The sequence below is a fragment of the Pseudomonas putida genome, assembly GCF_016406145.1.
GTDB lineage: Bacteria > Pseudomonadota > Gammaproteobacteria > Pseudomonadales > Pseudomonadaceae > Aquipseudomonas > Aquipseudomonas putida_E.
On the sequence record NZ_CP066306.1, the window covers coordinates 5,021,406 to 5,032,855 of the forward strand.

Genomic DNA, 11,450 nt, shown 5'->3' on the forward strand with positions numbered 1-11,450 from the left:
CACGGGCATCATCGCCGGCAAGCCGGCTCGCACGCTGTACCCTGTGGGAGCCGGCTTGCCGGCGATTGGGCCGCTAAGCGGCCCCAGCGATCTCAGCCCAGACGCCCGGCAGGGGCATAAGGCGCCGGGTCAATGATCGGCTCCACCCCCGTCAGCAAATCAGTAAACAACTGACACGAAGCCGGCGCCAGCACCAACCCATTGCGGTAATGCCCGCAATTCAACCACAACCCGTCATGCCCCGGCACTTGGCCGATGTACGGAATGCCTTCAGGCGAACCTGGCCGCAGCCCGGCCCAGTGCGCCACCACCGTGGCATCCGCAAGCTCCGGCAACAACTCTGCCGCTGAAGCCTTGAGGCTCGCCAGTGCATCCTGGGTCGGGGTCTTGTCGTACCCCGCATGCTCCAGCGTGCTGCCCACCAAAATGTGCCCGTCACGGCGCGGGATTGCATAACGCCCCTTGGCCAGCACCATGCTCGGCAAGAAATCTTCGGCGCACTTGAACAGGATCATCTGGCCTTTAACCGGTTCCACCGGCAGCTCAATGCCCAGCGTGCGCAGCAGGTCGCCGCTCCAGGCACCAGCGCTGAGCACGACATCATCAGCCTGCAGCACGCCGTCTGCGGTCTGCACGCCAGTCACGCGCTCACCGTCCTGAACAAAGCCGGTGATCTGGCAGTGCTCGCGCAAGGTCACGTTGGGCATTGCCAGCAGCGCAGCCTTCAGTGCCTTGACCAGCCGCGGGTTGCGCACATTGGCCACGCCTGCCATGTAGATGGCGCGCTTGAAGCCTGGGCCCAGTACGGGGACCGCATCATAGGCCGCCGAGATATCCACAGGGCTGAGCGGCCGCTGCTCGCGCTCAGCCCAGGCCAGCGCCTCGGCTTCGTCGTCCAGGTCGAGCCAGTACAAGCCGGTGGTGTGGACTTGCGGATCAATACCGGTGCTGGAGAACAGGTGCTCACCCAGCTGTGGATAAAAGTCCTGCGACCAGTGCGCCAGGGCGGTGACTGCCTGGCTGTAGCGCCAAGGGTAAAGCGGCGAGACGATACCGCCGCCCGCCCAGGACGACTCACGCCCGACCTCGGCCTGATCACATACCACTACCTGGCCGACCTTCGTCGCCAGGTTGAACGCCGTCAGCAGGCCGATCACCCCGCCGCCGACCACCACTACTTGCTTGTTCATCTGTCGATCCAACACCTGAAGTAAAACCGCGATGCACGGGCATCATTCAACCTTCAGCTCCCCCAGCAGCGCTCAATGGCCCCGGTGCCCTCCGGGTTGCTCTGTACACCGGCCTGGTCGAGCTGGAAATCACCGCAGCGATCGTCCGCCATCAAACCATGCGGCAGCCGCCGTGCACGCAGCGTGAAGGTATCGCTACCGCGTTCGGCATGCAGGCTGTAATGGCGGTTGCCAGCGGGCAATACCGGTTCGCCCTCGGCGTACTGGCCGGTGCGTACACGATGGTGTTCCAGGCGCAGGGCAGCGTCATGCAGCAGGCCAACCACTTCGCTGCGTGCGGCTCGCCTGAGCTGGTCGCTGTAACTGGGGTAGGCAATGGCTGCCAGAATGCCGGTGACAGCCACGACAATCAACAACTCGATCAGGCTCAGGCCTTGCTGCATGTCAGTCTTCCCTGAGTCTCTGCCGCCAAAAAATCCGCTGCGGCGCCTGTGTTTGAGCCGCTGGCATGGCATACACCGCCTCCAGCACTTGCCTGGCCGCGAGTTGCCGGCTGACAGCGGTCACCCGGTAAAGCATGACGGGCTCATCCCTCGGCCTATGCGCGGCCCGGGTCGTTTGCCCAAGGTTCTGCAGCTGGAAGTAACCGCTTTCGCTGGCTTGCCATTGCCCCAGCAACTCATGCGCGCGCGGGGGTGGCAGGCACGCTTGGCACAACCCAGGCGGCGCGCGCTGCAGTTCGGCCTCTGCGACCAGCAGCGTGGCTTCGGCCTGATCGAATGCCTGCAAACCCTCGCGCAGGTAGCCGGCCATGCGCGTTTCCACCAGAGCATCGCGCAACGCCGAAGCCGCCAGCAGGCCAAGCAAAAGGCTGAGGACCAGCGCCAGCAGCAGTACCATGCCACGCTGGCGCTTCATGGCCTGGCAACCGGGTTGCGGATCGCCACACTCATGTCGTAACGCTGTTCGATGTCCAAATCAGGGTCGAACAAGGTCAGTTGCACATCCACCCGCTGCCCTTCGGCGGTGTCGACACGTTCAACGCGCATTTCACGCACGTGGTCGACCAAGGGCTGAGAGCTGTTGCGCCGCATGAACCTCAGTGTGCTGCCGTGGAGTTGGTAGTGGTGACGGCTGATGGGAAATGCCAAGGGCAAGCTCGGGCTTTGAGCACGCGCCGCGTGCACCTGGGCCTCGCTAATACAATCGGTGAGCAAGGTCCAGTCCGGAGCTCCGGGGTACCCAGGCGGCTCTGCCACTATCAGGCTCAGGCTTGCCGGGCCAACCTGCAAAGGCCGCGCAAACGCATCTCGCGCAGACTGGTCCCTGAAGTCGTCAGGCTCCAGGCGCAGGCAACCGAACATGCCGGCCATACGGATATCCTGGGCCATGCGCAACAATGCCAGCCGGGCGTCCGCCTGCATGCGCAACGCAGCAGATTGAAGGCGCGAGCTCTGGTGGGCCGAGATGAAAAGCTGACTGGCTGCAGTCAGCAGCATCAGGCCGATGGCAAGCGCAAGCATCGCTTCGACCAGGCCGAAACCACCCTGCTCACGCTTCATGGCCGCGGCACCTTCAGCTTGCCAGCGGCCCTGCCCCGTTCAAGCAGCGTATGGGCGCCCAGCGCATTCTGCATATCGCGACGCGCACTGTCAGTGGCCTGCAATGCCTGCAGCTGCAACGCTGCGGCAGCGAACATGCCCAGTGCCACCACCGCTAAGGCCAACAGTACCTCCAGAAGCGTCATGCCCCGTTGTTTCGTGTGCATCCCTGCACCTCCTGCGATATTTCCCGCAATTGCCTTGCACCTGGCCGACTGGACCTCTTGCCCAACGACCGTGAAGCTACAGCCAAGCACTTCCAGGGAGGAATGCACGGTGAAGCAACAGGGCGTAACACTGATACAAATGATGTTCGGGCTGGCTATGGCGGCGCTGCTGACGCAGCTTGGCATGCCGGCCTACGCGAAATTGAGCGATGACCTGCACAGGGCAGCAGCAGCCCGCGACTTGGCCCAGGCGCTGCGTAGCGCACGCAGCCACGCGGCCCTGCAAGGTCAGGCGGTAGTGGTGCAGTCTTTGGATAATGATTGGGGCAAGGGGTGGCGCGTGCTGTTGGAGCATAACCAGCAGTTGCTTCGCGAGTACCGGCTGGCTCGGCCCCTGCGGGTGAAGGCCAATACCGGGAGCCAGGTAAAATTCAGCGCACTGGGTGTGCCATTGGGGAAAAACAACAGCTTTTCAGGGGGGCGGCTGGAGGTCTGTGAGCGCTCGTCTGCAACAAGCCGGCATCGTGTTGTGCTGGCGACCAGCGGTAGAGTCAGCCTGCGCACTGATGAACTGAAAAAGTCCCTGTGCGCAGGCCGCTGATCAGATCAGTGAACGAACCCGAAGCTCTTTGGGCATGGAGAACGTGATGTTCTCCGGGCGCCCATCGAGCTCTTCGGCGCCCGTGGCACCCCAGGCCTTGAGCTGGTCGATCACGCCACGCACCAGTACCTCGGGGGCCGAAGCGCCAGCAGTGATACCAATCCGCGCAGCCTGGTCGAACCAGCCGCGTTGCATGTCCTCGGCGCCATCGATCAGGTAGGCCGGGGTACCCATGCGCTCGGCCAGCTCACGCAAGCGGTTGGAGTTGGAACTGTTGGGGCTGCCCACCACCAGTACCACATCACACTCACCGGCCAGTTGCTTGACGGCGTCCTGGCGGTTCTGGGTGGCGTAGCAGATGTCGTCCTTGCGCGGGCCGCCGATGTTCGGGAAGCGCGTACGCAGGGCATCGATGACACGGCTGGTGTCGTCCATCGACAGCGTGGTCTGGGTGACGAACGCCAGGTTGTCCGGGTCGCGTACCTGCAGCCGGGCAACATCCTCCTCGTCTTCGACCAGGTAGATGGCACCGCCGTTGCTGGCGTCGTATTGCCCCATCGTGCCTTCGACCTCCGGGTGCCCTTCGTGGCCGATCAGGATGCACTCACGGCCGTCACGGCTGTACTTGGCGACCTCGATATGCACCTTGGTCACCAGCGGGCAGGTGGCGTCGAACACTTTCAGGCCGCGACCGGCGGCTTCCTGGCGCACGGCCTGGGAAACACCATGGGCGCTGAAAATGACGATGACGTCGTCCGGTACCTGGTCCAGTTCTTCGACGAAGATGGCGCCACGGCTGCGCAGGTCTTCTACCACGAACTTGTTGTGCACCACTTCATGGCGCACATAGATCGGCGGGCCGAAGACTTCCAGCGCACGGTTGACGATCTCGATCGCCCGGTCGACCCCTGCGCAGAAACCGCGAGGGTTGGCGAGTTTGATTTGCATGCTCGGCTCCAGGCTTACAGGGCCTTCACCTCGAGGATCTCCACCTCGAAGGTAAGGGTCTTGCCTGCCAGTGGGTGATTGAAGTCTATGGTCACCTGGTTGTCATCGAATGCTTTGACCACACCGGGCAATTCGGTGTTGGCGGCATCGTTGAAAATGATCAGCAGCCCTTCGGACAATTCCATGCCCTCGAACTGGGACCGTGGCATGACCTGTACGTTCTGCGGGTTAGGCTGGCCGAAAGCATTCTCCGGGGCAACCACGACCGTGCGCTTGTCACCGGCCTTGAAGCCGAACAGCGCGGCCTCGAAGCCCGGCAGCAGGTTGCCATCGCCTACCTTGAAGGTGGCTGGAGCCTTGTCGAACGTGCTGTCGACGGTATCGCCGTTTTCCAGGTGCAGCGCGAAGTGCAGGGTAACTTCGGTGTTCTGGCCGATACGGGTGTCAGTCATGGACCGGATCCTCGGACTTCTTGCTCTTGAACATATCCAGCGCCAGCATCACCGCACCAACGGTGATGGCGCTGTCGGCCACATTGAAGGCCGGGAAGTGATGAACGTTCTTCCAGTGCACCAGGATGAAATCCACCACATGGCCCAGCACGATTCGATCGTACAGGTTGCCCAGCGCTCCACCGAGCACCAGCGCCAGCGCCACGGCCAGCCAGGTCTCGTTGCGCCCCAGGCGCTTGAGCCAGACCACCAGCACGGCGCTGACCACCACGGCGATCAGGGCGAACAACCAGCGCTGCCAGCCGGAGCTGTCGGCAAGGAAGCTGAAAGCCGCGCCGGTGTTGTAGGCCAGGGTCCAGCTGAAGTAGTCAGGGATGACCACGATCTGCTGATACATGCTCAGGGCGTTGTTGAAATACAGCTTGGTGGCCTGGTCAACGACCAGGACCAGCAGGCTGAGCCAGAGCCATGCAAGGCGCCCGAAGCGCCCCGCTGCAGGGTTAGGCATAGTGGCGCACCTCACCGGAACCGCTCAGGTTGTCGACGCAACGGCTGCAGATTTCCGGGTGCTCCGGATGGCTACCGACGTCGGCGCGGAAGTGCCAGCAGCGGCCGCACTTGGCGTGGCCAGACTTGACCACTTTCAGCTTGAGGCCTTCGACTTCGGTGGCCACGGCATCGGCCGGCGCCTGGGCGAACGGCACCACGCTGGCAGCGGAGGTGATGAGTACGAAGCGCAGTTCATCGCCCAGCTTGCTCAGGTCGGCGCTAAGGCCTTCTTCGGCGAACAGGGTGACTTCGGCCTGCAGGTTGCCGCCGATGACCTTGGCGGTACGCTGGTTTTCCAGCTCCTTGTTGACTGCAGCCTTGACCGCCATCACGCGGTCCCAGTAAGCGCGATCCAGCTCGGTGCCTTCCGGCAGCTCGCTCAGGCCCTGGTACCAGCCGTTGAGCATGACCGACTCGTTGCGCTCGCCCGGCAGGTACTGCCAGATTTCATCGGCGGTGAAGGCCAGGATCGGCGCGATCCAACGCACCAGCGCTTCGCTGATGTGGTACAGCGCGGTCTGGCAGGAGCGGCGTGCAACACTGTTGGCGCCGGTGGTGTACTGGCGGTCCTTGATGATGTCGAGGTAGAAGCCGCCCAGCTCCTGCACGCAGAAGTTGTGGATCTTCGAGTAGACATTCCAGAAACGGTACTCGCTGTAGTGCTCTTCCAGCTCGCGTTGCAGCAACAGGGTACGGTCCACTGCCCAGCGGTCCAGGGCCAGCATGTCCTCTGGGGCCAGCAGATCGCGGGCCGGGTCGAAGCCGGACAGGTTGGAGAGCAGGAAGCGGGCGGTGTTGCGGATACGACGGTAAGCGTCGGCGCTGCGCTGCAGGATCTGCTCGGAAACGGCCATCTCACCCGAATAGTCGGTGGCCGATACCCACAGGCGCAGGATGTCGGCACCCAGGGTGTTGTTGACCTTTTCCGGCTCGATGGTGTTGCCCAGCGATTTGGACATCTTGCGGCCGCTTTCGTCCACGGTGAAGCCGTGGGTCAGAAGTTCGCGGTACGGCGCGTGGTTGTCGATGGCGCAACCGGTCAGCAACGAGGAATGGAACCAGCCACGGTGCTGGTCGGAGCCTTCCAGGTACAGGTCCGCACGCGGGCCGGTGGCGTGGCCGATGTCGTGCGAGCCGCGCAGTACGTGCCAGTGGGTGGTGCCGGAGTCGAACCACACGTCCAGGGTGTCGGTGATCTTGTCGTACTGGCCGGCTTCATCACCGAGCAGTTCGGCGGCGTCCAGCTTGAACCAGGCCTCGATGCCTTCCTGTTCGACGCGCTTGGCCACGGCTTCCATCAGCTCGACGGTGCGCGGGTGCAGTTCGCCGGTCTGCTTGTGCAGGAAGAACGGGATCGGCACACCCCAGTTGCGCTGACGCGAGATGCACCAGTCCGGGCGGTTGGCTATCATCGAGTGCAGGCGCGCCTGGCCCCAGGCCGGGACGAACTGGGTGTCTTCGATGGCTTTGAGCGCGCGCTCACGCAGCGGCTCGCCAGTGCTTGGCTGCTTGTCCATGCCGACGAACCACTGCGCGGTAGCGCGGTAGATCAGCGGGGTCTTGTGGCGCCAGCAGTGCATGTAGCTGTGGCTGATGGTCTCGGTGTGCATCAGCGCACCGACTTCGCTCAGCTTTTCGACGATGGCCGGGTTGGCCTTCCAGATGAACTGGCCGCCAAAGAACTCCAGCGACTCGACGTACACACCGTTGCTCTGCACCGGCGTGAGGATATCGTCGTTGACCATGCCGTAGCGCTTGCAGGTGACAAAGTCGTCTTCACCGTAGGCTGGCGCGGAGTGGACCACACCGGTACCTGCGCCCAGCTCGACGTAGTCGGCCAGGTAGACAGGCGACAGGCGGTCGTAGAAGGGGTGACGGAAATTGACCAGCTCCAGGGCCGAGCCCTGGGCGGTGGCGATGACCGAGCCTTCCAGGTTGTAGCGCTTGAGGCACGACTCGACCAGTTCTTCGGCCAGCACCAGCAGACGCTCGCCGGTATCGACCAGAGCGTACTTGAACTCCGGGTGGATGTTCAGCGCCTGGTTGGCGGGGATGGTCCACGGGGTGGTGGTCCAGATCACGATGGCAGCGGGCTTGGCCAGCGCCGGCAGGCCGAACGCGGCAGCCAGTTTGTCGGCGTCGGCGACCGGGAAGGCCACATCGATGGTCTGCGACTTCTTGTCGGCGTACTCGACCTCGGCTTCTGCGAGTGCGGAGCCGCAATCGAAGCACCAGTTCACAGGTTTGAGGCCCTTGAACACGAAGCCCTGCTTGACCATTTCGGCCAGGGCACGGATTTCACCGGCCTCGTTGGCGAAATTCATGGTCTTGTACGGGTTGTCCCAGTCACCCAGCACACCCAGGCGGATGAACTCGGTCTTCTGCCCTTCGATCTGCTCGGCAGCGTACTCGCGGCACAGCTCACGGGTGCGGTCGGCCGTCAGGTGCTTGCCATGGGTGACTTCGACCTTGTGCTCGATCGGCAGGCCGTGGCAGTCCCAACCCGGTACGTAAGGCGCGTCGAAGCCGGACAGGGTCTTGGAGCGGACGATCATGTCCTTGAGAATCTTGTTCAGCGCATGACCGATGTGAATCTTGCCGTTGGCATAGGGCGGGCCGTCGTGCAGGACGAACTTCGGACGATCCTTGCCAATTTCGCGCAGCTTCTGGTACAGGCCAATGCTGTCCCAGCGCTGCAGGATCTGCGGTTCGCGCTGAGGCAGGCCGGCCTTCATGGGGAAGGCGGTGTCCGGAAGGTTTAGCGTGGCTTTGTAGTCGGTCATTTCAGGCTCTTCGTTAGCGGTTGAGCGTGCCAATGTGCACGTGCGGCGGCGATATCCGCATCGATCGCCGACTTCAGCGCCTCCAGGGAGGCGAATCGCTGCTCTTCACGCAGCTTGTGGTGGAATTCCACCGTCAGGCGCCGGCCATACAGATCGCCGGCATAATCCAGTAGATGAATCTCGAGGTGCGGGCGGCCGTCACCGGCCACGGTGGGGCGTACCCCGATGTTGCCGACACCCGGCCAGGCCTTGCCGTCGATTTCGATGCTGGCCAGGTAGACCCCGGACAACGGTACGCGACGGCGCTTGAGCTGGATGTTGGCGGTGGGCGTGCCGAGCTGGCGGGCCAGCTTCTGCCCGTGCAATACGCGCCCGGTAATGCTGTAGGGGCGGCCCAGCAAATGCTCGGCGAGCTCGAAGTTGCCTTCGGACAACGCCTGGCGTACCTCGGTGCTGCTGACCCGCAAGCCGTCCTGGATCACCGTGTTGGCGGCCTCGACGGTGAAACCGTACTGCTTGCCGGCTTCGATCAGGAAGGTGAAATCGCCAGCGCGGTCGCAGCCAAAGCGGAAGTCGTCGCCCACTTCAAGGTGGCGCACGCCCAGGCCGTCGACCAGGATCGCCTCGACGAATTCATCGGCGCTGAGGTTGCTCAGGCGCTGGTTGAATGCCAGGCACAAGACCCTATCGATTCCTTCGCCCGCCAGCAGCTCGACCTTGTCGCGCAGGCGCGCCAGGCGGGCCGGCGCGGTGTCCGGAGCGAAGTACTCGCGCGGCTGCGGCTCGAAGATCACCACGCACGTAGGCAGACCAAGCGCCTGGCCGCGCTCGCGCAGACGCGCCAGGATTGCCTGGTGGCCGCGGTGAACCCCGTCGAAGTTGCCAATGGTGGCGACACAGCCCCGGTGCTCGGGGCGCAGGTTGTGAAGACCTCGAACCAGCTGCATAACGCGCTTCTTGCTCATAAAGTGGCCGATTATAACCACACCCGGGCGCTGGTGACAGGCAGCAGCGCCCGGGTGCGGCATGGAAAACGAAAAACCGACGCCTGACCCGCCTTCCAGCTCAGTGCAGGGCATTGCGGGCGAAATGCCGGGGCCTGAAGCCGCACAGGTAAAGGCAACCGAAATAGGTCACGATACCGGCCGCGATCAACGCCCCGAGGCGCACGAAACGCTCGAACATGTTGCCTTGCTCCCACGCCGGCAGGTAGTGCATGCCCACCAGCAGTACGGCCACCATCAGCGCTACTGCCAGCACCAGCTTGAGCAGGAACAGCGTCCAGCCCGGCTGCGGCTGGAACAGTTGCTGGCTGCGCAGCTTCCAGAACAGCAGGCCCGCATTCAGGCAGGCACCCAGGCTGATCGCCAAGGCCAGGCCGGCGTGCTGCAGTGGGCCGACAAGGGCCAGGTTGAAGAGCTGAGTGCAGATGAGGGTGAAGATCGCGATCCGCACGGGCGTACGAATATTCTGCTGCGCATAGAAGCCCGGTGCCAGTACCTTGACCAGAATGATCGCCAACAGGCCTACCGAATAGGCGATCAGTGCCTGCTGCGTCATCGCCGCATCGAAGGCGCTGAACTTGCCGTACTGGAACAATGCAACGGTCAGCGGCTCGGCGAGTATCGCCAGGGCCAGTGTGCAGGGCAGCACCAGCAGGAAACACAGGCGCAGGCCCCAGTCGAGGATCCGCGAATACTCCTCACGGTCCTTATTGGCGTAGGTCTTGGCCAGCGTCGGCAGCAGGATGGTCCCCAGGGCAACGCCAAGCACGCCCGAGGGCAACTCCATCAGACGGTCGGCGTAGTACATCCAGGACACCGAGCCGGCCACCAGGAAGGAGGCGAAGATGGTGTTGATGATCAGCGAAATCTGACTGACCGAAACGCCGAGAATGGCCGGCAGCATCTGTTTGAGCACGCGCCATACGCCGGTGTCACGCAGGTTCAGGCGCGGTAGCACAAGCATGCCGATTTTCTTCAGTGCCGGCAGCTGGTACAGCAACTGCGCCAGGCCACCGGCCAGCACGCCCCAGGCCAGCGCCATGATGGGCGGGTCGAAATACGGTGTGAGCAGCAGGGCGAAGATGATCATCGCCACGTTGAGCAGGGTCGGAGTGAAGGCCGGGACCGAGAAACGGTTCCAGGTATTGAGGATCGCGCCGGCCAGGGATGACAGTGAGATCAGCAATATATAAGGAAAGGTCACCCGCAGCAGGTCGGTGGTCAGCTGGTATTTCTCGGCATCGTCCGCAAAACCGGGCGCCGTGGCCCAGACCACCCAGGGTGCCGCAAGCACGCCAATCACCGTGACCAGGGCCAGGACCAGCGTCAGCAGGCCGCTGACATAGGCGATGAAAGTGCGCGTCGCCTCCTCGCCCTGCTGGGTCTTGTATTCGGCAAGGATCGGCACGAACGCCTGAGAAAAGGCCCCCTCGGCAAAAATCCGCCGCAGCAGGTTGGGCAGCTTGAAGGCGATGAAAAAGGCGTCGGTAGCGATGCCGGCGCCGAAAACACGGGCCAGGATGGTGTCACGCACGAACCCCAGCACCCGGGAAATCATGGTGATGGAGCTGACTGCAGCCAGGGATTTGAGCAGGTTCATCGAAAAGATTCACGCCAAGGGCAGAGGACGCTGCCAGACAGCGTCCGAATGTGCGATACTCCCGCGCCTTCGCAGGGGAGCCAAAAATTCCCGAGTTTACAGGTCGTGCAGCAGAAAGGAATATTTCCCTCCTGTTGGTACACCGCTCGGCGGAACCCTGCAGGTGGCCTTGACATCCGGTCAACTGATCGGCATGATTCGCGGCCTATTTTGTTTGCTATTTACCTAAAGTCTTTCGAGGAGCTCGACGGTGGCCAACACACCTTCCGCCAAGAAACGTGCAAAACAGGCTGAGAAGCGTCGCAGCCACAACGCCAGCCTGCGTTCCATGGTCCGCACCTACATCAAGAATGTAGTCAAAGCCATCGACGCAAAAGACGCCGAAAAAGCGCAAGCCGCTTACGTTCTGGCTGTACCTGTAATCGACCGTATGGCCGACAAGGGTATCATCCACAAGAACAAAGCTGCTCGCCACAAAGGCCGTCTGAATGGCCACATCAAGGCGCTGAAAGAAGCTGCAGCTGCCTAAGCGACGCTTGTCGAAAAACCGACCCT

Annotated in this window: 13 protein-coding genes; 2 read left to right on the forward strand and 11 right to left on the reverse strand. The window is 62.9% G+C overall.

Features of this window, described 5'->3' with window-relative positions; genetic code table 11:
• Positions 1-92 precede the first annotated feature (92 nt).
• Genes thiO through JET17_RS23195 form a run of 5 tightly spaced genes read right to left on the reverse strand, consistent with a single transcriptional unit; the run spans position 93 to position 2,958 of the window.
• Positions 93-1,190, reverse strand: a complete 1,098-nt coding sequence (thiO, locus tag JET17_RS23175; RefSeq protein ID WP_012316351.1) for a glycine oxidase ThiO — start codon at positions 1,188-1,190, stop codon at positions 93-95.
• A gap of 53 nt (positions 1,191-1,243) precedes the next feature.
• Positions 1,244-1,633 carry a type IV pilin protein gene (locus tag JET17_RS23180; protein ID WP_012316352.1) on the reverse strand — a complete coding sequence of 130 codons (390 nt, stop codon included), beginning with the start codon at positions 1,631-1,633 and terminating at the stop codon, positions 1,244-1,246.
• A 1-nt stretch (position 1,634) separates the two neighbouring features.
• Complete coding sequence (locus JET17_RS23185; protein WP_012316353.1) at positions 1,635-2,108, reverse strand: hypothetical protein; 474 nt, start codon at positions 2,106-2,108, stop codon at positions 1,635-1,637.
• Complete coding sequence (locus JET17_RS23190; protein ID WP_012316354.1) at positions 2,105-2,752, reverse strand: PilW family protein; 648 nt, start codon at positions 2,750-2,752, stop codon at positions 2,105-2,107. Before JET17_RS23190 ends, JET17_RS23185 begins: the two co-directional genes overlap by 4 nt.
• Positions 2,749-2,958 carry a prepilin-type N-terminal cleavage/methylation domain-containing protein gene (locus tag JET17_RS23195; protein WP_042111768.1) on the reverse strand — a complete coding sequence of 70 codons (210 nt, stop codon included), beginning with the start codon at positions 2,956-2,958 and terminating at the stop codon, positions 2,749-2,751. Before JET17_RS23195 ends, JET17_RS23190 begins: the two co-directional genes overlap by 4 nt.
• Before the next feature lie 109 nt (positions 2,959-3,067).
• On the opposite strand from JET17_RS23195, the gene JET17_RS23200 reads away from it, so the two are divergent.
• Positions 3,068-3,559: a GspH/FimT family pseudopilin gene (locus JET17_RS23200; RefSeq protein WP_012316356.1), complete on the forward strand. Its 492-nt coding sequence runs from the start codon at positions 3,068-3,070 to the stop codon at positions 3,557-3,559.
• Here JET17_RS23200 and ispH read toward each other — a convergent pair whose 3' ends face one another.
• The 6 genes from ispH to murJ form a co-directional block, all read right to left on the reverse strand.
• Entirely contained in the window at positions 3,560-4,507 is a 948-nt protein-coding gene (gene ispH / locus JET17_RS23205; protein WP_012316357.1) for a 4-hydroxy-3-methylbut-2-enyl diphosphate reductase, read from the reverse strand.
• Between the two features lie 14 nt (positions 4,508-4,521).
• Complete coding sequence (fkpB, locus tag JET17_RS23210) at positions 4,522-4,959, reverse strand: FKBP-type peptidyl-prolyl cis-trans isomerase (protein ID WP_012316358.1); 438 nt, start codon at positions 4,957-4,959, stop codon at positions 4,522-4,524.
• Complete coding sequence (gene lspA / locus JET17_RS23215) at positions 4,952-5,467, reverse strand: signal peptidase II (RefSeq protein ID WP_012316359.1); 516 nt, start codon at positions 5,465-5,467, stop codon at positions 4,952-4,954. The genes fkpB and lspA overlap by 8 nt, the downstream gene beginning before the upstream one ends.
• On the reverse strand, positions 5,460-8,291 hold the full coding sequence (gene ileS / locus JET17_RS23220) for an isoleucine--tRNA ligase (RefSeq protein WP_012316360.1): 2,832 nt from the start codon (positions 8,289-8,291) through the stop codon (positions 5,460-5,462). Before ileS ends, lspA begins: the two co-directional genes overlap by 8 nt.
• On the reverse strand, positions 8,288-9,238 hold the full coding sequence (ribF, locus tag JET17_RS23225) for a bifunctional riboflavin kinase/FAD synthetase (protein WP_012316361.1): 951 nt from the start codon (positions 9,236-9,238) through the stop codon (positions 8,288-8,290). The genes ileS and ribF overlap by 4 nt, the downstream gene beginning before the upstream one ends.
• 118 nt (positions 9,239-9,356) lie before the next feature.
• Positions 9,357-10,895, reverse strand: a complete 1,539-nt coding sequence (gene murJ, locus JET17_RS23230; RefSeq protein ID WP_012316362.1) for a murein biosynthesis integral membrane protein MurJ — start codon at positions 10,893-10,895, stop codon at positions 9,357-9,359.
• A gap of 250 nt (positions 10,896-11,145) precedes the next feature.
• Here murJ and rpsT point away from each other — a divergent pair, with 250 nt between their 5' ends.
• Positions 11,146-11,424, forward strand: a complete 279-nt coding sequence (gene rpsT, locus JET17_RS23235) for a 30S ribosomal protein S20 (protein ID WP_003247625.1) — start codon at positions 11,146-11,148, stop codon at positions 11,422-11,424.
• Positions 11,425-11,450 lie beyond the last annotated feature (26 nt).

Bases quoted from the DNA above. Each gene is read 5' to 3' on its own strand.
- JET17_RS23195 (WP_042111768.1), bottom strand. From the start codon at position 2,958: ATGCACACGAAACAACGGGGCATGACGCTTCTGGAGGTACTGTTGGCC.
- ileS (WP_012316360.1), bottom strand. From the start codon at position 8,291: ATGACCGACTACAAAGCCACGCTAAACCTTCCGGACACCGCCTTCCCC.
- murJ (WP_012316362.1), bottom strand. From the start codon at position 10,895: ATGAACCTGCTCAAATCCCTGGCTGCAGTCAGCTCCATCACCATGATT.
- JET17_RS23185 (WP_012316353.1), bottom strand. From the start codon at position 2,108: ATGAAGCGCCAGCGTGGCATGGTACTGCTGCTGGCGCTGGTCCTCAGC.
- ispH (WP_012316357.1), bottom strand. From the start codon at position 4,507: ATGCAAATCAAACTCGCCAACCCTCGCGGTTTCTGCGCAGGGGTCGAC.
- lspA (WP_012316359.1), bottom strand. From the start codon at position 5,467: ATGCCTAACCCTGCAGCGGGGCGCTTCGGGCGCCTTGCATGGCTCTGG.
- ribF (WP_012316361.1), bottom strand. From the start codon at position 9,238: ATGCAGCTGGTTCGAGGTCTTCACAACCTGCGCCCCGAGCACCGGGGC.
- JET17_RS23190 (WP_012316354.1), bottom strand. From the start codon at position 2,752: ATGAAGCGTGAGCAGGGTGGTTTCGGCCTGGTCGAAGCGATGCTTGCG.
- JET17_RS23180 (WP_012316352.1), bottom strand. From the start codon at position 1,633: ATGCAGCAAGGCCTGAGCCTGATCGAGTTGTTGATTGTCGTGGCTGTC.
- thiO (WP_012316351.1), bottom strand. From the start codon at position 1,190: ATGAACAAGCAAGTAGTGGTGGTCGGCGGCGGGGTGATCGGCCTGCTG.
- fkpB (WP_012316358.1), bottom strand. From the start codon at position 4,959: ATGACTGACACCCGTATCGGCCAGAACACCGAAGTTACCCTGCACTTC.